The sequence below is a fragment of the Alcanivorax jadensis T9 genome, from assembly GCF_000756655.1.
GTDB classification, from domain to species: Bacteria; Pseudomonadota; Gammaproteobacteria; order Pseudomonadales; family Alcanivoracaceae; genus Alcanivorax; species Alcanivorax jadensis.
Window position 1 is genome coordinate 65,860 of sequence record NZ_ARXU01000010.1, and the last position, 26,905, is coordinate 92,764.

Sequence of the window (26,905 nt, forward strand, 5' to 3'; positions counted from 1 at the left end):
GTGCACGGGCAGTCTGCCCTTGTTCATTGTGTTGCATCAACTATTAACTATTGGCCAATAACTACGCTATTATCGTCGGTTCCGGCAGCCTTGGGCTGCCGTTTTTTGTTTGGGACGCGTACAGACGGTGCTGTGATCAACGGTCCGGTGCCCGTTATCAATTCTCCATTATCAATTATCAATTGCCTGTTATGTCGCAATATCTGATTCCCACCTATGCACGGCAGCCTCTGGCGTTTGTGCGCGGTGAAGGGGTATGGCTCTTTGATGAAGCCGGCCACAAATACATGGATGCCATCTCCGGGATCGGGGTCTGCAACCTGGGCCACTGCCATCCGGCGGTGACCCGCACCCTGGCCGATCAGGCCGGGCAGCTCATGCATACCTCCAACCTCTACCGGATCCCGACCCAGGAAGCGCTGGCCGAGCGACTGTGCGAACTGAGCGGCATGCAGAGTGCGTTCTTCTCCAATTCCGGCGCCGAAGCCAATGAAGCGGCCATCAAGATTGCCCGCTTGTTCGGTCAGCGAAAGGGCGTCAGCCGCCCCACCGTGGTGGTAATGGAAGGCAGTTTCCATGGCCGCACCATGGCCACCCTGTCCGCCACCGCCAATGCCAAGGTGCAGGAGGGCTTTGGCCCACTGCTGGACGGCTTTGTGCGAGTGCCCTTTAACGACCTGGACGCAGTAAGCGCCCTGGCCGACAACCCGGATGTGGTCGCCGTACTGGTGGAACCGGTACAGGGCGAAGGCGGTATCAATATTCCCACCAGCGATTACCTGCCTGGCCTGCGGACCCTGTGTGATGAACAGGACTGGCTGCTGATGCTGGACGAGATCCAGTCCGGTAATGGCCGCACCGGCGATTACTTCGCCTGCCTGGGCGACAAGGTCACCCCGGACGTGCTGACCACCGCCAAGGGCCTGGGCAACGGCTTCCCCATCGGTGCCTGCCTGGTGGCCGGCAAGGCCGACGGCGTGTTCGGCCCCGGCAACCACGGTAGCACCTACGGCGGCAACCCGCTGGGCTGCGCCACCGCCCTGACCGTGGTCAACACGCTCACCGATGACGTGGTGGATGGCGTGGCCGACAAGGGTGCCTGGCTCAAAGAGGCCTTCACCCGGTCTTTTGCCGATCTGCCTATGATTACCGAAATCCGTCAGCGCGGCCTGATGATGGGAATCCAATTGGATCGCCCTTGCGCCGAGCTGGTCAGCCGGGCCCGGGAAGCCGGATTGCTGATCAATGTCACCGCGGCGTCCGTGGTACGTCTGTTGCCGCCCCTGGTGATCAGCCAGACAGAAATGCAGCACCTGGTAGATACCCTCTCCCAGGTCATTCATGACTTCGCCAATGAACAGGAGGTCGCATGACCCGCCACTTCCTGACGCTCACCGATCTGAGCCGGGACGAGCTGGGCTATCTGATCCAGCGCGCCATTGAACTGAAAACCATGCTGCGCAATGGCCAAAGCCATACGCCACTGCAGGGCAAGACCCTGGGCATGATCTTCGAGAAATCCTCCACCCGTACACGGGTGTCCTTTGAAGTGGCGATGACTCACTTCGGCGGCTCCAGCATCTTCCTGTCGCCCCGGGATACCCAGCTCGGTCGTGGTGAGCCCATCGAGGACTCCGCCCGCGTGCTGTCACGCATGGTGGACGCGGTCATGATCCGCACCTTCGATCATGCCACCGTGGAAACCTTTGCCGAGCATTCGGCAGTGCCGGTGATCAATGCGCTCACCGACGATTTCCACCCCTGCCAGTTGCTGGCCGACATGCAGACCTTTGTGGAGCATCGCGGCAGCATCCAGGGCAAGAAAGTGGTCTGGGTCGGCGACGGCAACAACATGTGTGCCAGCTATATCAATGCCGCCAACCAGTTCGACTTCGAGCTGGTGATCAGCAGCCCCACCAGCTTTGAACCAGACGGAGAACTGCTCAACCGTTACCCGGAACGGGTTCGTCTGGAAGTAGATGTGAACGAAGCCGTGAAAGGGGCGCATCTGGTGGTCACCGACGTGTGGGCATCCATGGGCCAGGAAGACGAACAGCAGACCCGTCTCAATGCGTTTGAAGGCTATCAGGTCACCCCGGAACTGATGGACCTGGCCGATCCGGACGCCCTCTTCATGCACTGCCTGCCCGCCCACCGCGGCGAGGAAGTCAGCCATGAGATGATGGACGACCCGCGCTCAGTGGTGTGGGATGAAGCGGAAAACCGCCTGCATGCCCAGAAGGCCCTGCTGGAGTTCCTGCTGACAGGTCAGCACTGATACTCACCCGTAAACCGTTGGAGCCTTGCTCCCAAGGCGAATGCTTTCAGGCTTTAGTCCAGCGAGCCAGACTCCAACATCCCCAGAAGGCGCCAACGCTATGAACCCGCCGCTGCTTACCCTCGACAACCTGGCCTGCGGCTACCATCAGCAGGCCGTGGTGAAGGATCTGAGCCTGGAACTGGCCGCCGGTGAAATCGCCTGCTTGCTAGGCCCCAGCGGCTGCGGCAAAACCACCACATTGCGCGCCATTGCCGGGCTGGAACCGGTCACTGGCGGCAGCATTCATATCCAGGGTCGTCAGGTCTCCAGCCGCAGCCGCCAGCTGCCACCGGAAAAACGCGGACTGGGTATGGTGTTCCAGGAACACGCCCTTTTCCCTCATCTGACTGTGGCCGACAACGTGGCCTTCGGGCTGCGCAAACAACCCCGCGAGCAACAGCGCCAGCGGGTCAGCGAATGCCTGGACCGGGTGCGCCTGTCTGGCATGGAAGACCGTTACCCCCATGAATTGTCCGGCGGCCAACAACAGCGGGTCGCACTGGCCCGGGCACTGGCACCCCGCCCCGCCTTGCTGTTGCTGGATGAACCCTTTGCCAGCCTGGACCTGGATCTTCGCCGGGCACTGGCTCGCGAGCTGGGCGACATTCTCCGCCAGGAAAACGTCACCGCCCTTCTGGTCACCCACGATCAGGAAGAAGCCTTTGCCCTGGCAGACCGGGTAGGCGTGATGCGCCAGGGCCAACTGGAACAATGGGACACGCCGTATAACATTTACCACGCACCGGCCAACCGCTTCGTGGCGGAATTCGCCGGCTACGGTTCTTTTCTCCGTGGTGAGGTAGTGGATGACAACACAGTCAGAACCAGCCTGGGCGAACTCACCGGACGCAGCAATACGACCCTGACACCCGGAGGCAACGTCGATGTCCTGTTACGGCCGGAAGATGTGATCGCCGACGAAAGCGCACACCTGGCTCTGCCCGTCACCCGCCGCCAGTTCACCGGCGCCACCATTCTCTACCACCTGCGCGTCGGCGCCGCAGAAACCCTGCTCTGCCAGACCGACAGCCACACCAATGTGGTGGAAGGCGACGCGCTGCATGTGCGACTGGCGACCAAGCACCTGGTAGCGTTTGAAGCTAATTGAGAATGGATAATTGATAACTGCGCGAAATGGCGTAGTTCAATCATTAAACGCAAGAGGCCGCGTTCCAAGTTTGGGCGCGGCCTCTTGCGTTTCAGAACCAGCAGGCTTTCCCCGCGAGTTATCAATTATCCATTCTCAATTATCAATTCCTCACGCCACCCTGCTCTGATTCCGCCCCCCGGACTTCGCCCTGTACAGTCCCTGATCCGCCCGGTTGAGTAGTTCGTCCACGGTTTCGTCTTCCTGGCAGGCGGCCACGCCGACGGAGAGGCTCACGGCGTTGGGGCCGCCTTCCTGGCCGAAGCTTTCCTCGCGCCAGCGCTCACGCAGGCGCTCGGCGACCCGCAAGGCACCCTGTTCATTGCTCTGCGGCAGGATCAGCAGGAATTCCTCGCCACCGAGACGGCCGAAATAATCCCCGTCACGCATCCCCGCCAGCGCCAGCGCAGAAAAGCGACGCAATACCCGATCCCCCCAATCATGACCATGACGGTCATTGATCTGCTTGAAGTGATCCAGATCCACATAGCAGATGGCAAAGGACAGACCCTTACGGGCGAACAGGGCCCGCTGGCGCTCCAGAACTTCCAACAGGTGGCGACGATTGAACAGGCCGGTCAGGTCATCACGGATCGCCATTTCGCGGACCTGCTCCACCGCACGGGCCAGCTGATGATTCTTGTCGGCCAGGGCATCACGCAGACGGTTAATGCCACCACCGGTGATCGCAAAGCTTACCGAAATCATGGAGAACACCAGCCACTGCAAAGCCTCCACGGAAAAGCTCAGCTCCACCCAGCGATCATTCATGGCCAGCCACAACATCATCGCGTAGGCGACACTGGCCAGCATCGCCACGCCGATCATCACCTTGCCGGAAAGCCGGAACGACGCCAGCAACAAACCGGCAAAGAACAGAGTCACTACACTGAGACGAAACTCATCCACGTAGTAGCCGGAGACCATGAATACCACCATGAAATGCAGCACCATGGGCAGCGACAGGCTGGGCTCACTGAAACGCAGGGTCCACCCCGTGGCAAGCAGTAACTGGTAGGCAAACAGCGATACCCAGACCACAAACAGCATCAGCAGTCCCTGATCCAGTTCCACCGCAAAATAACCGAACTGGAAATACACCACACATAACAAGGTATGCATCGCCATGATCGCCATGGCCGAACGACTGTGTCTTTTTAGCAGCCGCTTTTCGCTGAGGGTCAACATTTCCGCCTGCCGCAGATCCTGATTCATGCGCCCTGCTCCACCACCAGTTTGTCGCGACCGGATTCCTTGGCCTGATAGAGAGCCCGGTCCGCACGCAGAACCACCTGCTCCGGCGTTTCCTCACGATGGTACATGGCCAGACCCGCCGACACCGTGACACTGAGCCCAGGCGCTTCCTTGAAGCGCTGGCTGCGCATGCCCAGCAAGATCCCTTCGGCCAGATTACTGGCCTCTTCCGGATCACTGACCGGCAGTACCAACATGAATTCTTCACCACCCAGGCGAGCCGCAAAATCCTGGCCACTCAAATGACGGCGTGACACCTCGGCAAAACGCTCCAGCACCAGATCTCCCACCCGATGGCCATACTGGTCGTTAATACGTTTGAAGTGGTCCAGGTCCAGGTACACCACACCCAGCTGATAGGCGCCCCGGGCAGCCTGCCCACAGGCTTTGGCCAACAGCTCCATGGCGTGACGGCGGCGATAAAAACCGGTCATCTCGTCCTTCACCGCCATGTCGTGGATACGCTCGACAATGTCCGCCAGTTGCAGGTTGCGCCGGCTCAACTGGGAGCGGATGGTGGAGATTTCCGACGCCAGCAGAATCACCGCCAACACCATGGCCGAAAACAGGCCCCACTGAATCCATTCACCGCGCAGGTCCACCACCTCCGGCCAGTACCCGGAGACCACACCGAGTATCACCGCATAACCGAATACGCAGTAGCCTGCCAGCCAGGCAAATTGCCGGAATGAGGCCTGCAGTACGCCCATCTGGACAATGGCAAAGAAAATCATCATCACGCACAGGCGCACCTGGTCCACCACCAGGGCAGTCAACAGGATTCCCGTAGTGGACCAGACCATTAACGGCATGATCATGGACGGTTCGGAAAGGCGACGGTTGAGTCCCAGAAGCATAAATAGGATAAAGCCCAGATGCCCCACCCAGATGACACCGAACAAGGCATAGAACAGGGGGGAGCCGCCGCGGAAGAAATCCAGCTGCAGGGAAATCCAGCACAACAGGGTGTGAGCACTGCCGCCTGCCAGTATGGCGAACAGTACCCGGCGCAGTCGCTGGAACTGCAAGGCTGCAGGGTTAAGCGTTAACGATTGATCCATGCCGGATTCCCGATCCGGTGCGACCATCCCCACTATCAGTCGCACCCGTTGGTAGCAATTTAGTATTATTGTTTGATGAACTCTAACCCTAAATGTCTACCGCGTCACAGTTTTCATCCCTGAAACCGGACCGTCCATCGCCATGCCAATGAAAAAAGTGGCACAAAAGTCCCTGATTTTTCCGGCACTTACCTCAGGACCTTATTCACCAGCCGGGCTCTGGCAGACCCGTGCCACCGCCTCACGCCATCCCTGGTAGCGACGTTGGCGCTCCCCTTCTTCCAGTAGCGGCGTAAACTCCCGCTCGCAGCGCCACTGCTCAGCCACGGCATCCAGAGAGTCGTACAGACCCACGCCCAGACCCGCCAGATAGGCCGCCCCCAGCGCCGTGGTCTCGGTGACCATGGGCCGGTCCACGCAAACACCCAGCACATCCGCCAGGGTCTGGCTGAGCCAGTTATTGACCACCATTCCACCATCCACCCGCAAGGTAGTGGGCCGGGTACCGCAGTCCGCTGCCATGGCATCCAGCAAGTCCCGGGACTGATAACACACCGCTTCCAGCCCCGCCGTTACCACCTCGGCAATACCGGTATCGCGGGTCAATCCCAACAAGGCGCCACGAGCGTGGGGGTCCCACCAGGGAGCACCGAGGCCGGTAAAGGCCGGCACCAGATAGACGCCACCGGCGGAACCGGCACGGCGTGCCAGCGCTTCGGTTTCGCTGGCATCACGGATCAGATTAAGGCCGTCGCGCAGCCATTGGATGGCTGCACCGGCCACGAAGATGGAGCCCTCCAGCGCATAGGTGGTTTTGCCGTTGAGCCGGTAACCCACGGTCGTGAGCAGGCGATTATGAGATTCCACTGCCTCACCGGTATTCATCACCATGAAGCAGCCGGTGCCATAGGTGCTTTTTACCATGCCCGGCTGAAAACAGGCCTGCCCTACCAGCGCCGCCTGCTGGTCCCCGGCAATGCCGGCCACTGGCACTGCTGCGCCCAACAGCTCGGGGCAGGTGGACCCGAATTCCCCGGCGCTGTCACGCACCTCCGGCAACACCGCTGCGGGAATATCAAAGAGCTCCAGCAGTGCCGTATCCCAGACCTGCTCATGGATATTGAACAACAGGGTACGTGAAGCATTGGTGGCGTCGGTGGCATGCACCTTGCCACGGGTCAGCTGCCAGAGCAGCCAGCAGTCGATGGTGCCGAACGCCAGTTCCCCCGACTCGGCGCGCGGACGGGCGCCGGGCACATTATCCAGCAGCCAGGCCAGTTTGGTGGCGGAAAAATACGGATCCAGCAACAGGCCGGTCTTGTTCCGCACCATGTCTTCATGGCCAGCATCCCGCAGACTCTGACATGCAGAGGCGGTGCGCCGGTCCTGCCAGACAATGGCCTTGGCAAGTGGATCCCCGGTCCTGCGGTCCCACAGCACGGTGGTTTCCCGCTGGTTGGTAATACCGATGGCAGCCAGCTGCCGGGCCTCTACCCGGGCGTTACGCAGAGCCTGCTGACACAGGGCCAGGGTATCGTTCCAGATCTCCATAGCATCGTGTTCCACCCAGCCATCATGGGGAAAATGCTGGCGGAACTCTTTCTGCGCCTGCCCACAGGCCCGGCCACTGCTGTCGAACACAATGGCGCGGGAACTAGTGGTGCCCTGGTCAATGGAAAGGATATATGACATGGCTCAGCTAACCCTGTTATCAGTATTGGTGGCTGGATAGACAGACGCCTCTTGGGTGCGTCGAGAACCGTATTTTACATGAAGCCCTGATGACAGATTGAACGATAACGGACAACCGGATAGACCTTATCGGCTATTTAGGAGCACTTGAACGGAGGGTGGATTAGCCGAAGGCGTAATCCACCCTACGATGCTGGTTGTCGACATCTGTTGCGCTTTGAAAGCCCTGATCGCCCTTCGGTCGATTTCCGCGCAAGCGCGGTTCGCCATGCAAGAATTTTATTCGCTTCGCTCACCCTTCGGGCCGCACGGAACTACGTGCGTTACTCCGCTACGCGCCGTTCCTACAGCGGCTTCGTAGAAATGAAGAGACACCGGGAACTTTCCACCCTTTCCCTATCCTACGAGCGTAGCTCGTAGCTCGTAGCTCGTAGCTCGTAGCTCGTAGCTCGTAGCTCGTAGCTCGTAGCTCGTAGCTCGTAGCTCGTAGCTCGTAGCTCGTAGCTCGTAGCTCGTAGCTCGTAGCTCGTAGCTCGTAGCTCGTAGCTCGTAGCTCGTAGCTCGTAGCTCGTAGCTCGTAGCTCGTAGCTCGTAGCTCGTAGCTCGTAGCTCGTAGCTCGTAGCTCGTAGCTCGTAGCTCGTAGCTCGTAGCTCGTAGCTCGTAGCTCGTAGCTCGTAGCTCGTAGCTCGTAGCTCGTAGCTCGTAGCTCGTAGCTCGTAGCTCGTAGCTCGTAGCTCGTAGCTCGTAGCTCGTAGCTCGTAGCTCGTAGCTCGTAGCTCGTAGCTCGTAGCTCAGTTCACACGCCCCAGCACATGCTGGCCTTGCTGGCTACGCGGCAGGATGATGGTAAACCGGGCACCGCCCATGGGGCTCTCGTCCACACGGATGTCACCACCATGCCAATCCACAATCCGTTTGACGATGGACAAGCCGAGGCCATAACCCCCGCTGGCGCGGTGGCGGCTCTTGTCCAGCCGGGCGAAGGGCTTAAACACTCGCTCCCGCTCATGCTCGGGAATGCCCGGGCCGTTATCATCAACATGAATAATGACCTGGTCTTCGTCGCCATCAACCACCATGACGATCTGTGAACCGGCGTAACGCAGGGCATTGGTGACCAGGTTCTGCAATACCCGGTGCAGGTAGCGCTCTTCCGCTTCCACTTCCAGGGTGGGCTGATCACAGTCCACGGTGATCACGGTGTCGCCGCGAATGGTTTCCAGCTCTTCGCGTAACTGTTCGCACAGCTCGCCCAGAAGCACCGGTTTGAATTCGATATTGGGGGTGCCCTGTTCCAGGCGGGCATAGGTAAGGATTTCGTCGATCAACTGATCCAGCTGCTCAATGTCATGATCCAGGGCATTGAGTTTTTCCCGGCGTAATTCCGCCGACTCAATATCCGCCAGCATCTCCAAACCAAAACGCAACCGCGCCACCGGGGTACGCAGTTCATGGCTCACCGCCCGGGTCATTTCCCGCTGGGATTCAATGAGGCGACGTATATGCGCTGTCATCCCATTAAAGGTGGCCGCCACCTGGCCAATGGCATCGTTACCTTCAATATTGGCATAGGCCCCCAAGTCACCGCTGCCCAGCTGACTCACCGCCTGGTCAAGCTGCTTGAGGCGGCGTTGCAGGGGGCTCACCTGCAGGTAGGTTGCCAATGCCACCGCCAACAGGCTGAGAATACCGGCCACCAGCAGCAGCTCGATAGGAAACTGGTCGAACAGACTAAGAGGCCCAATCACCAGCAATTTGCCAGTGTCTGCCACCGGCGCATAAATGCGGATGCTGGAGTCGCTGCGGGTGCTGTCATCCAGGCCGATCACCACTTCGCGGCGGTTAAGGCGCTGTTCCTGCTCCGGATCCAGGGGTACATGGTCCCGGGACACCAGACTGAGGGGGTAACCGAAGTGCTGCTGGAGCCGCCCCAGGGCCAGCTCCCATTCGTCTTCGGGGAAGAGGGAAAGGTGGTTGAGCACCAGCACTGCAGTGGCCCGGGCCTGCTGCTCTGACACCTTGGTCATACGGGTGGTGATGTACTCCGGCTCACCAGGCAGCTGAAAAAGGATATCGGCATACCCTTTTTGCTCATTGAGGCGCATGACGACCAGGCCGTCTTCCAGGTGCAGGGTTTCCCGGTAGCCCAAATCCAGCTCTGCGGCAGACTGCAGCTGGATATCCGCATTGAACAGCTTGCTGAGCACCTGGCTCCAGCGGTCACGCTCACCGGGTTCATAGCGCTGGTACCCTTCCGCCATCAGGTAGAAGGTACCCCGCGCCATTTCTTCCCGGTAGATATCCGAGCGGTAGCTGTTAACCAGCTGTACGGCGGCATAGGTGATGGCGCCGATAAAACACAGCGCCAGCAGCAAGCCACCGTAGAGCCTCAGGAAAATACTATTCAAGCGTCACCCAGCATCACGCCACGGCACAGAAACGCTCAGGCCGCGCCGATTTCCTTGACGAACAGATAGCCCTTGGATCGTACCGTCTTGATACGCTTGGGGTTTTCCGGGTCATCCCCTACCTTCGGGCGGATACGGGAAATACGCACATCGATGGAGCGATCCTGACCGTCATACTGAATGCCACGCAGCTTCTCGAAGATGGTTTCCCGGGACAGCACCGTGCCCGCGTTGGAGGCCAGCAGCCAGAGCAGATCGTACTCGGCACTGGTCAGGTCCACCGATTCCCCGGCCAGGGTCACTTCCCGGGCGGAGTTATCGATCACCAGGGCGCCAAATTCCAGCCGCGCCGGTGAGCTGTCACGTTCGTTGTCGGTTTCCACCCGGCGCAGCAGGGCACGAATGCGCGCCAGCAGTACCCGGGGTTTTACCGGTTTGGCCACATAATCATCGGCCCCCATCTCCAGGCCGAGTACCTGATCCATATCATCGGTACGGGCGGTGAGCATGAGAATGGGATTTTTGTAGGCGCTGCGAACCTCGCGGCAGACGGTCAAGCCGTCGGCTCCGGGCAACATCAAATCCAGTACCACCAGATCCGGTTGCTCGGCACGAATGCGACGAATGGCTTCTTCGCCATCGCTGACCACCGTCACATTGAGACCATTGGTTTGCAGATATTCACAGGTAAGATCGGCAAGTCGTTCGTCGTCTTCCACGATCATGATTGCTGGCGGGTTATCCTGCACCGTTGTCATCCCGTCCTTATCCTTTTTCACTTCGTATCATTATTGTCGTCGTACACAGTGCACAAGGCGGCAAACTGTAACAAACGTATCCCTATCAGGTGTTTATACGCATAGACACTGTCCACGGCAACCTTGCTGATACCAAAGGTACACTGAAGCCGCTTCACGGCAGAGTTTTTACAGTTGACAAACACAATATCTAGTACTGGCATGCCCCGGAAAAGCGCGCCCCAAATGCACCCACATTGGTCCACAACTTATCCACAAAATTTCCCCAGGCGAAGTGCTTGCAAATCCGGGAGCGCAACTATAACTTGTACTGAAGTCAGGCGGCGACCCCAACATATTGGGTTTTTGTAAAATTGCCGCCACCCCGGGATAACACTATCCAGCGTACCGAAAAATATAGCCACATCAGCCATTTAGAGCTTTTCGGGCTACCAGGGGCAAGATCATCGTCATGGACAAGACACAAGATATAGTGGTCCACATCCAAATTCGACCACCAGGCACCATCCAACATAGATTTCACTGCGCCATGGCCTGACGGCTGTGGCGTTTTGCGTGGTGTGCCATACGCGGCATCAGACCACGCCGGCACCACCACACAAACCCGACAACAGACAGAACAGCACAAACAACGGAGAGCGCACCATGCAGACGGATATGAGCCAAAACCCCAACCACACGGGCTCCCCGGCAGGCGACGACAGCGGCCAGGACCAGTCCATTGCCAGCACTGCCCCGGGCCAGCTTCGCGTTATCAAGCGCAATGGCAAAGTGGTCGGCTACGATGACGACAAGATCACCGTGGCCATCAGCAAGGCGTTTCTGGCGGTAGAGGGCGGCACCGCTGCCGCCTCTTCCCGTATCCATGAAACCGTGGCGCGCCTCACCGAGCAGGTCAGCGCCACCTTCAAACGTCGCATGCCCTCCGGTGGCACCATCCACATCGAAGAGATTCAGGATCAGGTAGAGCTGGCGCTGATGCGTAACGGCGAGCAGAAAGTGGCCCGTGACTACGTGCTCTACCGTGAACGCCAGGCCGCCAAGCGTGCCGAACAAAGCCACGACCTGCCCGAGCCCACCCACCAGGTGGACATGACCGTCACCATGGAAGACGGCAGCAAGGCACCGCTGGACATGGCGCGCCTGGAGCACCTGATTCGTGCTGCCTGCTCCGGCCTGGAAGACGTCAACGCCGACAAGATCATCACCGAAACGGTGAAGAACCTGTACGACGGGGTGTCCATCCATGACGTGAACACCTCCATGGTGATCACTGCCCGCACCATGATCGAAGTGGAGCCCAACTACTCCCAGGTCACTGCCCGCCTGCTGATGGACAAGATCCGCGCCGAAGCCCTGCAGTTCCTGAACGTGGCGGAGCGTGCCAGCCATGACGAGATGAATGCGCTCTACGGTGAGGCCCTGAAAGCCTACATCGGCAAAGGCATCGAGCTAGAACTGCTGTCACCGAAACTGGCCGAGTTTGACCTGGACAAGCTGGGCGCCGCCCTTGATGGCAACCGCGACCTGCAGTTCTCCTACCTGGGCCTGCAGACCCTGTACGACCGCTACTTCATCCACCACAACGACACACGCATCGAGCTGCCCCAGTGCTTCTTCATGCGTGTGGCCATGGGCCTGGCGGTAGAAGAAGACAACCGCGAAGCCCGTGCCATCGAGTTCTACAATCTGCTGTCCAGCTTCGACTACATGAGCTCCACGCCGACCCTGTTCAACGCCGGCACCCTGCGCCCGCAGCTGTCCAGCTGCTACCTGACCACCGTGCCCGACGACCTGCACGGCATTTATGGCGCCATTCAGGACAACGCCATGTTGTCCAAGTTTGCCGGCGGCCTGGGGAACGACTGGACCCCGGTGCGTGCACTGGGCGCCTACATCAAGGGCACCAATGGTCGCTCCCAGGGCGTGGTACCGTTCCTGAAAGTGGTCAACGATACCGCCGTTGCCGTTAACCAGGGTGGCAAGCGCAAAGGCGCCGTCTGTGCCTACCTGGAAACCTGGCACATGGACATCGAAGAATTCCTGGAGCTGCGCAAGAACACCGGTGACGACCGCCGTCGCACCCACGACATGAACAGCGCCAACTGGATTCCTGATCTGTTCATGAAGCGCGTGATCAACGAAGAAGAGTGGACCCTGTTCAGCCCCAACGACGCCCCGGACCTGCACGATCTGTACGGCGAAGCGTTCGAGAAGGCGTACCTGGAATACGAAGCGAAAACCCGCAGCGGCGAAATGAAGCTGTTCAAGCGCGTCCCCGCCATCAACCTGTGGCGCAAGATGCTCTCCATGCTGTTTGAAACAGGCCACCCCTGGTTCACCTTCAAGGATCCGTGCAACCTGCGTAGCCCGCAGCAGCACGTGGGCGTGGTGCACTCCTCCAACCTGTGCACCGAGATCACCCTGAACACCAACCAGGAAGAAATCGCCGTGTGTAACCTGGGTTCCGTTAACCTGGCCCAGCACGTGGACGAAAACGGCCTGGATATCGAGAAGCTGCAAGGCACCATCAACACCGCCGTGCGCATGCTCGATAACGTCATCGACATCAACTACTACAGCGTGCCCCAGGCAGAACGTTCCAACATGAAGCACCGTCCGGTCGGGCTGGGCATCATGGGCTTCCAGGACGCGCTGTATAAGCAGGGCATCAGCTACGCCTCCGAAGGCGCGGTGAAATTCGCCGACAATTCCATGGAAGCGGTGAGCTACTACGCCATCCAGGCCTCCGCCAAACTGGCCGAAGAGCGTGGCGCCTACCAGACCTTCGAAGGGTCCCTGTGGAGCCAGGGCGTACTGCCTATCGACTCCATCGACATTCTGGTCAAGCAACGTGGCGAGGAATACTGCAAGGTGGATCGCAGCCAGTCCCTGGACTGGAACAACGTGCGCGAGATGGCAAAGAAAGGCATGCGCAACTCCAACGTCATGGCCATCGCCCCCACCGCCACCATCGCCAACATCACCGGGGTTTCACAGTCCATTGAGCCCACATACCAGAACCTGTATGTGAAATCGAACCTGTCCGGCGAGTTCACCGTGGTCAATCCTTACCTGGTGAAGGCACTGAAAGATCGCGGCCTGTGGGACAACGTGATGGTCAACGACCTGAAATACTACGATGGTTCCGCACAGCCCATCGAACGAATTCCGGCCGACCTGAAAGAGCAGTTCCGCACCGCCTTTGAAGTGGAACCGCGCTGGCTGGTGGAAGCGGCAAGCCGTCGCCAGAAGTGGATCGATCAGGCTCAGTCCCTGAACCTGTACATTGCCGAAGCCAACGGCAAGAAGCTGGACGTGACTTACAAGATGGCCTGGTTGCTGGGTTTGAAAACCACCTATTACCTGCGCGCCATCGGGGCAACTCAAACAGAAAAATCCACCATCAATGACGGCAAGCTCAACCGGGTCTCCGCAGCCCCGCAAGCCCCTGCCGAATTCAACCAGGCTGCTGACGTACCGCAGGCCTGCTCCATTGATGACCCGGATTGCGAGGCTTGTCAGTAAGGTGCCAGCTGCCGGACGCTCGACGCTTGCCATTCTTCGAGCGCCAGGCGTCCAGCTGCCGGCCCCAGGCCACTTAAAACAATGCACCATCGATGACGCCACGGCGTCATCCCTGAAAGAATATGGAGAGAGCACATGCTGAACTGGGACGAATTTAATGCGCAAGAGACGCCTGTCGCCAAACCGCAGCCAAGCCCCGCAACGCCGCCGCAACCTGAGACGGTATCTGACCAAGCGGCACCTGAAGCTAAAGCACCGGGAGCGGGAAGTGCGCCGATTACAGGCGGAGCCGACGAACAGCGACAAGGACGAACCGAACGAGACACCACCGACGCCGTAGCTCGCGCCCGCGCCACTGTGTCGCAAATGGATGCCAGCGAAGGCGTTGCCGAGCTGGAAGGCACCGCCGGCCGCGTGGAAGTCGACGACAAACGCATGATCAACTGCCGCGCCGACTTGAACCAGCTGGTGCCGTTCAAGTACGACTGGGCCTGGCAGAAATACCTGGATGGCTGCGCCAACCACTGGATGCCCCAGGAAGTGAACATGAACGCCGACCTGGCGTTGTGGAAGAAAACCGACGGCCTCACCGACGACGAGCGTCGTATCGTCAAGCGCAACCTGGGTTTCTTCTCCACCGCGGATTCCCTGGTCGCCAACAACCTGGTGTTGGCCATCTACCGGCTGATCACCAACCCGGAGTGCCGCCAGTACATCCTGCGTCAGTCCTTTGAAGAGGCGATCCACACCCACGCCTATCAATACTGCATCGAGTCACTGGGCATGGATGAAGGCGAAATCTTCAACATGTACCAGGAGATTCCCTCGGTAGCGAAGAAAGCGCAATGGGGCATCCAGTACACCCGCGACCTGTCCGACCCGGAATTCAAAACCGGCACCGTGGAAACCGACAAGGCGCTGCTGGAAAACCTGATCGCGTTCTACTGCGTACTGGAAGGCATCTTCTTCTACTGCGGCTTCACTCAGATCCTGTCCATGGGTCGCCGCAACAAGATGACCGGCGTGGCCGAGCAGTTCCAGTACATCCTGCGTGACGAATCCATGCACGTGAACTTCGGTGTCGACGTGATCAACCAGATCAAACTGGAAAACCCACACCTGTGGGATTCCCAGATGCGCGACAAGGCCACCCAGATGATCCTGGAAGGCACCGAGCTGGAAATCCAATATGCCCGCGACACCATGCCGCGTGGCGTGCTCGGCATGAATGCCGCCATGATGGAAGAGTACCTACAGTTCATCGCCAACCGCCGCCTGGTCCAGCTGGGCCTGCCGGAGCAATTCAAAGGCGTGAACAACCCCTTCCCGTGGATGAGCGAAATCATGGACCTGCGCAAGGAGAAGAACTTCTTCGAAACGCGGGTGACCGAATACCAGGTGGGCGGCGCGCTCTCCTGGGAATAGGGAATAACAGCTGTAAATTGCCATTAGAGAGGGCACGTTTTCCATTAGACGGTAACGTGTCCTCTTTTTATATCAGGGACTTACAGATTTCTTGCCATTAGAGGATCGCACCAAACCGAAAAATCACCACTCAAGGGGTGACTCAATCTTGAACTCTTCGGGTTAATGCTTGCTAAGCATGAACAGCTCGATGATTAAAATTTTGCATTGCCAGAAGAAACCCAGGGAGGTTATGACGATTCAAAGTTAACCCGAACTCATCCCCATTTAGCTGCCGAACGCTACAAATGGTGAGGCTACATATCCTCATATTCAAAAAAATCACTATCAACAGCCTTAACCTCATAGGAGTTTTTGATCTGCACACCAACATTGAACTTGTGCATCAAATCCACTAACCCTTCTCCATCCAATAAAACGATCGTGTGGTGGGCATCATGTGCTTTCTTAACCGCCTTTTGGTCGAAAGAAGAAGTGGTTACAAAAATGCCTTTGCGGGTATCCCCACTCATCGCTCCAATAAAATTTCTAATATCGGTTTCACGAACCTTATTTTGGGTAAATCGCTTAGCTTGAATAAAGATTTTTTCAAGGCCTAACTGATCCTCGTTAATGATTCCATCAATCCCACCATCTCCCGATTTAGCTGTTTCAATAAAATCTCCATACCCCATTTTTTTTAGCAGCATTAAGATGATTGTTTCAAATCTATATGGGTCGACCTCTTTGAGCTTGGCCAGTAATTCACCTTTAACGTCAGCTTCTATTTTTTCGAAGCCAGCATCAATGAGATCTTGTGGGCTATCCTCTCCTGCTGCAGCTGAAAAACCTATGCGGCTACTGTTTTCAGGCTCATAAAATGAGAATACGTTTGAATGCAACTGCTCAAGCCCGACCCCCTGAGAAGCAGAAACTTTACCCTTTTCCGTTATCTGAACTTGACCGCGCTGTGGATAGTGAACCAACCCACCCTTCTTTAAGTACGACTTTCCCCAAGCAATTCGATTTTCAATCAATCGCTCGCCATTCTTGGTGGTTCTTTGCAGCAGTTCTACTGGCAAATCGCTGTAAAAGCGCTCCTCAACTACGCGAATAAGCTCCCTGCCTTTCAAAACCTGTCCATCTGAAAGAACTTGGAGAATTGGTCCAAAAGTTTCATTAAATTTCGGCAAATCTACCGTTTCCATCTGCACGATCCTTTCTTTGTAGCCTAACGCCATCAATAAACGACGACCTAAAAAGAGCGTCCGATGGCGACCAAATCCCGTAACGGATTTTATTTCCTTATTAACTTTTGATGCTCAACGTCAACGGCACGTGGTCACTTATTGAGATCCACTCGTCGTGCTGACCAACCTGTAAATTACATTCTTCGGAAAAATCTGACGAGGTAAATACGTAATCAATGTGGTAAGGCTTATCGCGGTTTCGCTGCATGAAAAATGTTGGGCAGCTTTCATTTCCTTCTTCCTCCTTAAATACTCGGTGATACTGACTCTTGAAGCCCATCTCCTGGAGCTCAGCAACTACATCCGAGTGGTTCCACCAGCGATCCGGCTTATCCCAGCGCACATTGCTATTAAAATCGCCGAGGATGATTGTCTTTGACCGGTTAAGATCCTCACGGTGAATCTGGAGATACTTCCAGAATTGCCCCATGTAGCCAAATACCTCCTCATTGCGCCCCTTCGTCCAGACGGACAGCAAAGTGAAATCTCTGTTGATAGTGAACGGGAGAAAAAGCCTGAGATCTTCCGTAACCCAACTCAGTGTTTCACTTTTGCTGAACAGCCCAGGGACGGAAAAACTGCCACTCCAATCTAACTTCTCAACTCGGTGACCGTTTCGGGGAAAGATGCCAATGCCACGATTTTTTGACTCGCCCAGCCACAGATAAGAACCGGCCCACTCTCTATATGCAGGGGTCGATCGTGCAGGATCTTCACACTCCTGAACCACCAGAACATCAGCCTGCAAGCTATCTGCTTCTGCAAGCTTCAGCCTAAGTGCCCCATTACAATTCCAGGTTACAACTTTCATAGATAGGGACAGTTAATAGCCTATGTAGTGTGCTACATGATTCCGAACACCAACGAAGGCGGTCAATCACTACCTAATCGAGGTGTCAGACCACAAGAAACGGCTCTCCATTATCCCTAGATTCAAGCAGCAAGCCACCAGCTTAATCCTGGATCAAGGCTACACTTTATCCAAGGCCAGAGCATTGCCCAATTTACTCACTGGGCCCCATTTCTGAATACACCTTTCGACTCTTCCATTGGCACAGATAAGCGCGGTATAGTCCATAAATATACTGAAAACTATATTTTTATACGCCAGCAAAGCGTGCTATTGCGCAGCTATTCAGCGCTTTGGAAGTTCTGAGTTATGCTGTCTAATTCAAGTAGTTGCGAGATCTGTGCTTTTTATTATGGCAAGAACCGCGATTTGCCTATGGCAAGAAATCGCTAAGTGACTGTTTTTAATAGAAGTGGAGTGAGGCCTCTAATGGCAACTCACAAGCACAAATAAAGGGCGCTTCGGCGCCCTTGTTATTTTCCACTCCACGCAGCAAATAATCCGCCACAACCTAAACAAAAGGCACCAAGAAAACCTACTATCTTTTTGCTGACAGCCGCACCATCATCTTGCTATAACCGCGAACAAAATTGGATTGCACGCATTCAGGCTCACTGAGCACTTCAATATTATCAAAACGCTCCAGCAACTCTTCCCAAAGAATGCGCAACTGTAATTCCGCAAGGCGGTTTCCCATGCAGCGGTGCACCCCGAATCCGAAAGAAAGATGGTTACGCGCTCCCTTGCGATCAATCATGAAGGTATCGGGCTGATCGATATTGCGTTCGTCACGATTTCCGGAGGCATACCACATCACCACCTTGTCGCCTTTCTTGATGACTTTTCCGTTTAGCTCAACATCCTGTTTGGCAATGCGGCGCATGTAGGCCAGCGGCGTTTGCCAGCGAATAATTTCGGAAACCATATTTGGAATCAGTGAGGGATTCGCCTTGAGTTTTTCAAACTCATCCGGGAATTGATTCAACGCAAATACACCACCTGTCATGGAGTTCCGGGTGGTATCGTTCCCGCCAACGATGAGCAGGATCAGATTACCCATAAATTCCATGGGCCGCTTCACCATATCCTTGGTTTCTTCATTCGCCTGCATCAGGCTAATAAGATCAAAGCCGGGTTCATGCCCCGCCGCTTTTTGCGCGGCTTTTTCGTGCCAGAGCTTGACGAAGTGCTTACCTGCATCCGCGGCCGCCGCAAAAATCTCATCTGAATCGACCGTGCCGCCACTGGTTTCCGGGCTTGCCGTGGACACATCGGACCAGTAAACCAGCTTTTGGCGCTGCTCGTAGGGAAAATCCAGCAACGTTGCCAGCATCCGCGCCGTCAGCTCAATGGATACCGTTTTCACCCAGTCAAAAGGTTGATCTAGCGGCAAGCCATCCAGCACTTCCCGGGTACGCTGACGGATCAGCCCTTCCATCTCTTTCAGGTTTTTAGGGGCCACCACATTCTGTACCGCTTTACGCTGCTCATCATGCTTCGGCGGGTCCATAGCGATGAAGGTTTCAATTTCCAGGCCTTCCGGAGTGCGCCCCAACGTAATGATTGGCTCGGCAGAAAACAGGTCATGGTGCTTATCCACGAAGACGATATCGTCGTAGCGGGTAATCGACCAGAACGGGCCAAAGGGGCTGTTCTTCTGATAATGCACAGGGCATTCATCACGCAAGCGCTTGAAGTAGGATTGCCACTTGTTCTGGCGGAACAGGAACGGGTTACTGACATCAATCTCTTCCAGAGGAAGGGTATTCACATCAGGAATTGGGGTTTCAACAAAGGTGGGGATGAAGGGCCCTTTGAAAATACGGTTCTTCATCTTCACAAAACGATGTACCGCACGAATTTGCCAGTGTGGGGGCACCACTGTCGAGGTCAAATTCATTGCTGTGGATTTCATGGACATGATTTTTACTCCCTGGGACCTGCATTGTCGTGACCAGATTTACATCTGGAATTCGGGCAATTGCACCACCATGCCGTCGAGCGCATCGCTGGTTTCAATCTGACATGCCAGTCTCGACGTCTCTGCACGCTCCGGCGTCATCCCCAGCATCATGGTTTCTTCATCGCTGGTCTGTCCGGTTTTGGCAAACCATGCATCAGCCACAATCACGTGACAGGTGCCACAGGCGCAAGCGCCGCCACAGTCTGCATCAATACCGGGAATACTGTTATCCACGGCGATCTGCATCAGGGATTTGCCTGGTTCAATCTCTACCTCATGCTCGGTACCACCAAACTCAATAATGGTCACACTGGCCATCACATTGCCTCACTTTGTTATTGTGTTACCCACAACAGTGCGCCAAGGCAAAACGCAACAGCAGGTCATTTTTTGATAAAAGGGGGTCATTTAAAGACAATCAGGCTGATCTATTGCGTAGAGCAATCCATGACAATGCCAACCGCTTCAGCCAACAGCCTGGCCTCTAACCCGTCACATTACGCACGCCTCATTGCTCGCGAGCTCGGCCTTCAGGCGCCCGACCTGGGTCGGCTGTTACCCAATACAGGGCTCAAGGTTGAACAGCTGCTTGACGAAGATACCCTGCTCAGCGCCCACCAGCAGATCCAATTGCTTAGCAATGCACTTGATATCAGTAACGACCCAGCCTTTGGTTTTCGTTTGGGACAACGCCTGACTCCAGCGACCCACGGCGCCATGGGATTTCTGGCACTAAGCAGCGCGAATTTATTTGAGGCACTGCAAGCCATACATCTCTACGCACCAACACGAATGAGTTTTGTGCGTGTAGAATTATTTGATCGGGGAGAATGGTTGGAGTGCTATGTGCATTTCGATGTAACGTTAACGGATAAAATGCGGCGGTGTTTATCTGAAGCCTTTATCATGATGTTTTTCGAGATAGCGGGGTCTATTCTGGGGCGAGAGCCCCACGAAGTGGAGACCTTCTTTAATCATTCCGCCCCACCACATGCCGCTTTATACAACAAGCATATACCCGGCCCCTACGGATTCTCTGCAGCACAGTTAATGGCGAAAATACCTAAAGCCCTGTGCTTCTATCCCAATATTTCGGCCAACCATGAAAACTACCAGTTAGCGCTGCAGCAATGCGAAACCATGCTTTCTCAACTGCGATCCAGTACTCATAGTTTTCGCTACCGAGTAGAAAAAATGATGCTGTCATTTCCACCAGGAACGTTAACAGAAGAGGAAACCGCCGCCGCATTATTCATGAGTAAGCGCACCCTTGCGCGTAAACTAAAAACCGAGAACACAGGATTTCGACATATTCAGAAAGATATCCTCTCGCAGCAAGCTGCCAACTATCTGCGTGACAGCAAACTTACCGTCGACGCTATTGCCGCCCTCTTGAACTACCACGACAGCTCCAACTTTCGGCGTGCTTTCAAAGGCTGGTTTAATGTCACGCCGGAGGCATTCAGGCAATCTCTCTGACTCTGGGCGCTCCTCCAAACCATACTCCAGCCAGGCCTGGATGGTTTTTATCAGCAGCCACACCGAACACTCTGCAACACCAGTCCGCACAACAAGCAGCTACAACCGTTTGTCTTGACTGGTGAAAGTTTCATCAGAACGAGGATTTCCCGTTTGTTTTACGTCGCCATCGTTGGCAACATTGAGCTGGGCCCAATACTACGGGGCTCATCCCTACCGCAGGAGGCTTCCCATGAGCGATTACGACGACAGAGATGATTACCAGCAAGAAGCCGAAGACCTGTTGGAAACGATTGAGCAGGTAGAAGAAACCCTGACAGTCATGTCCAAAGTAGTCGGGCAGCTAAAGGAACAGGTGGCCTCACACCTTGACCCGTACACGGTTGAAATGAGCGCCGAGGAATTCCTGGAGCAGTGCGAGAACCTGGAAGGCACCTGGCACTAGTTCCTCTCAGTGTGAAGTGACAGGGGCCGCATCGATGGCCCCACTCTCACCTACTCCGCGATCCTTTCCGGATAACGGCGTACCCCATCCACCCAGGTCCCCCGCACCTGGATAGACGACCAGTCACCGATAAATTCCCGCGGATCGCGATCCAGCCAGACCAGATCCGCGCGCATGCCGATACGCAATTGCCCGACCCGATCTGCCACGCCCAGCTGCCTGGCGGCATCTACGGTCACTGCCTGCAGCGCCCGCTCAACGGGAATCGCCTGCTCCGGCCCCAGCATGGCGCCGGAGGCGGTGCGGCGCTGGACCGCATTCCATACCAGTTGCAACGGCTGGAACGGCACCACCGGTGAATCCGCATGCAGAGTAAAGCGCAGCCCCGCATCCGCCGCTTCCGACAGCGGGCTGATGCGTGCTGCCCGCTCCGGCCCCAGGAAAATATCCCGGTGACGATCACCCCAGTAGTAAACATGGTTATTGAAGAAAGAGGGAATCACATCCAGCGTCTGCATACGCGTCAGGTGCTCGCCGGTGGCCATCTGGGCATGGATCAGTACCGGCTGCACAGTCATGTCCGGGCACTGCTGCCGAGCCGCGGCCACCGCATCCAGGCTCATGCTGATGGCCGCATCGCCATTGGCATGGATCGCGGTCTGCCGACCGGCACAGTGGAACTGCACCACCTGCTCGGAGAGCTGCTGCGGCGACTGGTTGGGAAAGCCCAGGTATTCCGGCGGGTGGTCCTCGGGCACAGAAAAATAAGGGTCGTTGAGAAAACCGGTATAGCCCTGCAAGGAACCATCGCTGACCAGCTTCACCGACCCCAGGTGGACTCGTTCACCCTCCGGCAAGGTCCACTGGCCGTTCTGCCGTGCCTGCTCAGCCGCCGCATCCGGCCAGACACTCAGGCGCAGGGGGATCAGCCCGAACCGCAACGCCGGCACCAACGCCTTGATGGTGGTGGTATCGGCCAGGCCGTTCTGGGCGAAGGTAATCCCCCGTGACAGATACAACCGTGAGGCCCGGCGCATGACCCGGTAGCCATCCATGGCCGACAGCTTCAACAGGTTGGCACGCACCGGGTTGAACGCGGTCTCTGCCAGCAAGCCATTGAGACGGCCATCGTCATCGCGACCATAGTAACCACCAGGCGGGTCCTGCACGTTCTCGCTGATGGACATGGCCTTCAGGGCCGCAGCATTCACCACTCCCAGATGGCCGGAGATGTGCAACACCATGATCGGCCGGGTTTCACTGACTGCATCCAGCTCCGCCCGGGTAGGATAACGCTGATCACTCACGGTGGTGTCGTCGAATCCGTAGGCCATCAGCGCCCCGTCCGTGCGTCGCTGGGCCAGGGTACGCAACCGCTCGAGCAGAGTATCAATACTGTCCAGGTCACCAATCGGCGGACTGTTGGCATCCACCGCCACCGCCGACAGTCCCTCACCGGGGAAATGGCCATGGGCCTCGATAAAGCCGGGCATCAGCACCCCACCCTGCAGATCCACCACCCGCACATCGCGACTCACCTGATCGCGCAGGGCATCGCTGTCACCCAGTGCCACGATCTCGCCGCGCTTGACCAGCATGGCATTCACCTGGGGATTGCCCGGATCCATGGTCAGAATGGTACCGTTGGTAAACAGCTGCACAGGGGGAGGTGGCGGATTAAACCAGCGGTGCACTCCGGCCACGCCCGCCGCCAGCAACGCCAGTAGCGATACGGCCCCGATAAACCAGACTTTTTTCATAGTGATCGCTCCTTGGCAGCGTGCTAGCGCTGACTCTGCCGTGACCCGCCTGCGGCCTCAAGCGGCAATATCACATTTGTTAATGAAACAGATCAGATTACCCCATACCTGTTCCCGGCCCCGGCGCGCTATAGTGAAGCCCGACGTGCAGGTGGCGCACCAACTTAAAGCAACTTTCCTGCACCAGCATGAGGAAAATGCGGCACCATCCTTGCATTAACCGCGGTGAATTTTGACAGCCACGCATCGTGGACTCCCGCTGACAGGCAAAACCGATAGCGGGATCAACTGGAGACAACGCACCATGAAAGCATCAGATTTGTTCGTTCGCGCCCTGGAAGCCGAAGGGGTTGAACACGTCTTCGCCATCCCCGGGGAAGAAAACCTGGACCTGTTGGAGTCCCTGCGCGGCTCGAAAATCAAACTGGTGATTACCCGCCACGAGCAGGCCGCCGGCTTTATGGCGTCCACCTATGGTCGACTCACCGGCAAAGCCGGTGTCTGCATGTCCACCCTGGGCCCCGGCGCCACCAACTTCGTGACCGCCGCCGCCTATGCCCAGCTGGGCGCCATGCCCATGGTGATGATCACCGGCCAGAAGCCGATCAAGACCAGCAAGCAGGGCCAGTTCCAGATCATTGATGTGGTCGACATGATGCGCCCGCTCACCAAATTCACCAAGCAGGTGGTCAGCGGTGACAGCATTCCCACCCGCATCCGCGAGGCCTTTCGCCTGGCCCAGGAAGAGCGCCCCGGCGCCACCCACCTGGAATTGCCGGAAGATATCGCCCGCGAACATTCCACCATGCCGGTGACCGAGCCCAGCTCAACCCGCCGCCCGATTGCCGAAGACAAGGCCATCTGCAGGGCCATCGAGGCCATCCAGGGCGCCCGCAAGCCGTTGTTGCTGGCCGGTGCCGGCGCCAACCGCAAGCTGACCAGCAAGATGCTGCGCCAGTTCGTGGAAAAATTGGGGATCCCGGTGATCACCACCCAGATGGGTAAAGGGGTCGTTGACGAAACCGGTCCGCACTTCCTGGGCAACACCGCCCTGTCCGACGGCGACTTCGTACACCGCGCCATCGACCAGGCCGACCTGATCATCAACGTGGGCCACGACGTGGTGGAAAAGCCGCCGTTCTTCATGCGCCCCGGTGGTGCCGAAGTGGTCCACATCAACTTCAACTCCGCCCAGGTGGACCCGGTGTACTTCCCGCAGATCGAAGTGGTGGGCGACATCGCCAACAGCCTGTGGCAGCTCAAGGAACGCCTGGAGCCACAGGAGCATTGGGGTTTCTCCGACTTTCACCGTATCCGCGATGCGCTGCAGAAACACATCCGTGAAGGCATCGTGGACGACAGCTTCCCGATCCGCCCGCAACGGCTGGTGGACGAGATCCGCAAGATCATGCCCGAGGATGGCATCCTCACCCTGGATAACGGCATGTACAAGATCTGGTTTGCCCGTAACTACCCGGCCACCAAGCCCAACACCGTGCTGCTGGATAACGCCCTGGCCACCATGGGTGCCGGCCTGCCCTCCGGCATGGCCGCCAAGATGGTGCACCCGGACCGGCGCGTGATGGCCATCGTCGGCGACGGCGGCTTCATGATGAACAGCCAGGAACTGGAAACCGCAGTGCGCCTGAAGCTCGACATCGTGGTACTGATTTTGCGCGATGATGGCTACGGCATGATCAAGTGGAAACAGAACGACATGGATTTCCAGGACTTCGGTCTGGATTTCGGTAACCCGGATTTCGTCGACTATGCCCGTTCCTATGGCGCCTATGGCCACCGGGTGGAATCCACCGCCGGCCTGGGCCCCCTGGTGGAAGAGTGCTACCAGACCGGCGGCGTGCATGTGATCGACTGCATGGTGGCTTACGGCGACAACAGTCGCATCCTCAACCGGGAAATTCGCGAGTTGAGCAGCAAGTTGTGACGGCCAGTGCCTCGCCCTTCCTCATGCAAGCATGACTTCCCACAAAGACAGAACCCTGTGGGAAGCGATGCTTGGTCGGGGCACCAATCCGCGACTCTCTGAGAGTGCTTAGCCAGCGACAACCTCTTCCATTAAGGAACCGACATGCTAAAAGACGCCTACCCCTACTACCTCGCCAACGAAGCCGTCTTCGCCAACCAGGACCTGGATGTCACCGACAAATACAGCGGTGAAGTGGCCACCCGAGTAGCCATGGCCGATGCGGCCACCATTGATAAAGCCATCGACGCCGCCGACAAGGCCGCTGGTGCCATGGCAAAACTGGCGCCCTACGAGCGCCAGGCGATCCTCTATCACTGCGTGAAACGCTTTGAAGAGCGCTACGACGAACTGGCCCTGGCCCTGTGCATTGAAGCCGGCAAACCCATCAAGGATGCCCGTGGCGAAGTGGGCCGCCTGATCGACACCTTCCGGGTAGCTGCCGAAGAAGCCGTGCGCATTGATGGCGAAATGCCCAACCTGGAGATCTCCGCCCGCGCCAAAGGCTATCGCGGCATGGTCAAGCGCGTGCCCATCGGCCCCTGCTCATTTATTTCCCCGTTCAACTTCCCGTTGAACCTGGCGGCCCACAAAGTCGCCCCGGCCATCGCTGCCGGCTGCCCCTTTGTGCTCAAGCCGGCCAGCCGGACTCCCATCGGCGCCATTATCATCGGTGAAGTGCTGGCGGAGACCGATCTGCCCAAAGGCGCGTTTTCCATTTTGCCCTGTCATCGCGAAGGCGCCGACCTGTTCACCACCGACGAGCGCTTCAAACTGCTCAGCTTTACCGGCAGCCCGGATGTGGGCTGGGACCTGAAAGCCCGCGCCGGCAAAAAACCGGTGATCCTGGAGCTGGGCGGCAATGCAGCCGTGATCGTCGATGAAGATGCGGACCTGAACGATGCCATGGAACGTATCGTCTTCGGCGCCTTTTACCAGTCTGGCCAGAGCTGCATCGGCGTACAGCGCATCCTGATCCACGATGCCATCTACGACGAACTGAAAGCCAAACTGGTGGAAAAAACCGCCGCCCTGAAAATGGGCGACCCGAAAGACGAAGACACCTTTATCGGCCCGGTGATTTCCGAAGGCGAAGCGAAACGTCTGGAAAACTGGATCAATGAAGCGGTGGATGCCGGCGCCACCCTGCTGGTGGGCGGCAAGCGCGATGGCGCCATGCTGCAAGCCACACTGCTGGAAAATGCCCCCAAGGGCACCAACATCGTGGAAGAGGAAGCCTTCGGCCCGGTGGCGGTGGTCAGCCGTTTCAGCGATTTCGACGACGCGTTGAACACCGTCAACGAATCCAAGTTCGGCCTGCAGGCCGGCATCTTCACCCGCGACCTGTACAAGGCCCACAAAGCCTGGGACGAACTGGAAGTGGGCGGCGTGGTGATCGGCGACGTACCCAGCTGGCGGGTAGACAACATGCCCTACGGCGGCGTGAAGGATTCCGGCCTGGGCCGAGAAGGCATTCGCTGGGCCATCAACGACATGACAGAAGAACGACTGCTGGTGATCCGCACCCCGCAGCCCTGACCGGTTACCTCCCTCAGGACCAGGGAGTACGGGCCCGTTATCGCAAGGTAGCGGGCCCGTTT

Annotated in this window: 19 protein-coding genes; 9 read left to right on the plus strand and 10 right to left on the minus strand. The window is 57.3% G+C overall.

Annotated elements, in window-relative coordinates:
• The first annotated feature begins 191 nt into the window (after positions 1-191).
• The 3 genes from T9A_RS12465 to T9A_RS12475 all read left to right on the plus strand — a co-directional run bounded on the left by T9A_RS12465 (position 192) and on the right by T9A_RS12475 (position 3,428).
• Complete coding sequence (locus T9A_RS12465; RefSeq protein WP_035248927.1) at positions 192-1,373, plus strand: aspartate aminotransferase family protein; 1,182 nt, start codon at positions 192-194, stop codon at positions 1,371-1,373.
• Positions 1,370-2,278 carry an ornithine carbamoyltransferase gene (gene argF, locus T9A_RS12470; protein WP_035248929.1) on the plus strand — a complete coding sequence of 303 codons (909 nt, stop codon included), beginning with the start codon at positions 1,370-1,372 and terminating at the stop codon, positions 2,276-2,278. Before T9A_RS12465 ends, argF begins: the two co-directional genes overlap by 4 nt.
• A 100-nt stretch (positions 2,279-2,378) precedes the next feature.
• Positions 2,379-3,428, plus strand: a complete 1,050-nt coding sequence (locus T9A_RS12475) for an ABC transporter ATP-binding protein (protein ID WP_035248931.1) — start codon at positions 2,379-2,381, stop codon at positions 3,426-3,428.
• A gap of 150 nt (positions 3,429-3,578) precedes the next feature.
• Here T9A_RS12475 and T9A_RS12480 read toward each other — a convergent pair whose 3' ends face one another.
• The 5 genes from T9A_RS12480 to T9A_RS12500 form a co-directional block, all read right to left on the minus strand.
• The gene (locus T9A_RS12480; protein ID WP_035248933.1) at positions 3,579-4,682 is read right to left on the minus strand and encodes a GGDEF domain-containing protein; all 1,104 of its coding nucleotides are present in this window, start codon (positions 4,680-4,682) and stop codon (positions 3,579-3,581) included.
• Entirely contained in the window at positions 4,679-5,809 is a 1,131-nt protein-coding gene (locus T9A_RS12485) for a GGDEF domain-containing protein (RefSeq protein ID WP_232222107.1), read from the minus strand. Before T9A_RS12485 ends, T9A_RS12480 begins: the two co-directional genes overlap by 4 nt.
• Before the next feature lie 174 nt (positions 5,810-5,983).
• A complete protein-coding gene (gene glpK, locus T9A_RS12490) occupies positions 5,984-7,474 on the minus strand; it encodes a glycerol kinase GlpK (RefSeq protein ID WP_035248935.1) in 1,491 nt (496 codons plus the stop codon).
• 792 nt (positions 7,475-8,266) lie between these two features.
• A complete protein-coding gene (locus T9A_RS12495; protein WP_035248937.1) occupies positions 8,267-9,883 on the minus strand; it encodes an ATP-binding protein in 1,617 nt (538 codons plus the stop codon).
• A gap of 35 nt (positions 9,884-9,918) precedes the next feature.
• Positions 9,919-10,641, minus strand: a complete 723-nt coding sequence (locus T9A_RS12500) for a response regulator (RefSeq protein ID WP_035249018.1) — start codon at positions 10,639-10,641, stop codon at positions 9,919-9,921.
• 645 nt (positions 10,642-11,286) lie between these two features.
• Between T9A_RS12500 and T9A_RS12510 the strand changes: the two genes are divergently transcribed.
• Together T9A_RS12510 and T9A_RS12515 are read left to right on the plus strand one after the other, a co-directional pair.
• Positions 11,287-14,169, plus strand: coding sequence for a ribonucleoside-diphosphate reductase subunit alpha (locus tag T9A_RS12510; RefSeq protein WP_035248942.1), 2,883 nt, complete (start codon positions 11,287-11,289; stop codon positions 14,167-14,169).
• Positions 14,170-14,304: 135 nt separating this feature from the next.
• The gene (locus T9A_RS12515) at positions 14,305-15,594 is read left to right on the plus strand and encodes a ribonucleotide-diphosphate reductase subunit beta (protein ID WP_035248944.1); all 1,290 of its coding nucleotides are present in this window, start codon (positions 14,305-14,307) and stop codon (positions 15,592-15,594) included.
• 296 nt (positions 15,595-15,890) lie between these two features.
• Here the strand turns inward: T9A_RS12515 and T9A_RS12520 are convergent, their stop codons facing one another.
• The 4 genes from T9A_RS12520 to T9A_RS12535 form a co-directional block, all read right to left on the minus strand.
• The gene (locus tag T9A_RS12520; RefSeq protein ID WP_035248946.1) at positions 15,891-16,781 is read right to left on the minus strand and encodes a restriction endonuclease; all 891 of its coding nucleotides are present in this window, start codon (positions 16,779-16,781) and stop codon (positions 15,891-15,893) included.
• Positions 16,782-16,881: 100 nt separating this feature from the next.
• Positions 16,882-17,634: an endonuclease/exonuclease/phosphatase family protein gene (locus T9A_RS12525; protein ID WP_035248948.1), complete on the minus strand. Its 753-nt coding sequence runs from the start codon at positions 17,632-17,634 to the stop codon at positions 16,882-16,884.
• A 577-nt stretch (positions 17,635-18,211) separates the two neighbouring features.
• Positions 18,212-19,594, minus strand: coding sequence for a cytochrome P450 (locus tag T9A_RS12530; protein WP_198030667.1), 1,383 nt, complete (start codon positions 19,592-19,594; stop codon positions 18,212-18,214).
• Positions 19,595-19,633: 39 nt separating this feature from the next.
• On the minus strand, positions 19,634-19,954 hold the full coding sequence (locus T9A_RS12535) for a 2Fe-2S iron-sulfur cluster-binding protein (protein ID WP_035248954.1): 321 nt from the start codon (positions 19,952-19,954) through the stop codon (positions 19,634-19,636).
• Between the two features lie 129 nt (positions 19,955-20,083).
• On the opposite strand from T9A_RS12535, the gene T9A_RS12540 reads away from it, so the two are divergent.
• Both T9A_RS12540 and T9A_RS12545 read left to right on the plus strand, forming a co-directional pair.
• Positions 20,084-21,115 carry an AraC family transcriptional regulator gene (locus T9A_RS12540; RefSeq protein ID WP_035248957.1) on the plus strand — a complete coding sequence of 344 codons (1,032 nt, stop codon included), beginning with the start codon at positions 20,084-20,086 and terminating at the stop codon, positions 21,113-21,115.
• A 232-nt stretch (positions 21,116-21,347) separates the two neighbouring features.
• Complete coding sequence (locus T9A_RS12545; RefSeq protein WP_035248960.1) at positions 21,348-21,560, plus strand: hypothetical protein; 213 nt, start codon at positions 21,348-21,350, stop codon at positions 21,558-21,560.
• Positions 21,561-21,610: 50 nt separating this feature from the next.
• Here T9A_RS12545 and T9A_RS12550 read toward each other — a convergent pair whose 3' ends face one another.
• The gene (locus tag T9A_RS12550) at positions 21,611-23,320 is read right to left on the minus strand and encodes an amidohydrolase (RefSeq protein ID WP_052042965.1); all 1,710 of its coding nucleotides are present in this window, start codon (positions 23,318-23,320) and stop codon (positions 21,611-21,613) included.
• A gap of 304 nt (positions 23,321-23,624) precedes the next feature.
• Between T9A_RS12550 and T9A_RS12555 the strand changes: the two genes are divergently transcribed.
• Together T9A_RS12555 and T9A_RS12560 are read left to right on the plus strand one after the other, a co-directional pair.
• The gene (locus tag T9A_RS12555) at positions 23,625-25,265 is read left to right on the plus strand and encodes an acetolactate synthase large subunit (RefSeq protein ID WP_035248964.1); all 1,641 of its coding nucleotides are present in this window, start codon (positions 23,625-23,627) and stop codon (positions 25,263-25,265) included.
• Positions 25,266-25,409: 144 nt separating this feature from the next.
• Positions 25,410-26,843, plus strand: a complete 1,434-nt coding sequence (locus tag T9A_RS12560; RefSeq protein ID WP_035248966.1) for an aldehyde dehydrogenase family protein — start codon at positions 25,410-25,412, stop codon at positions 26,841-26,843.
• Positions 26,844-26,905: the final 62 nt, after the last annotated feature.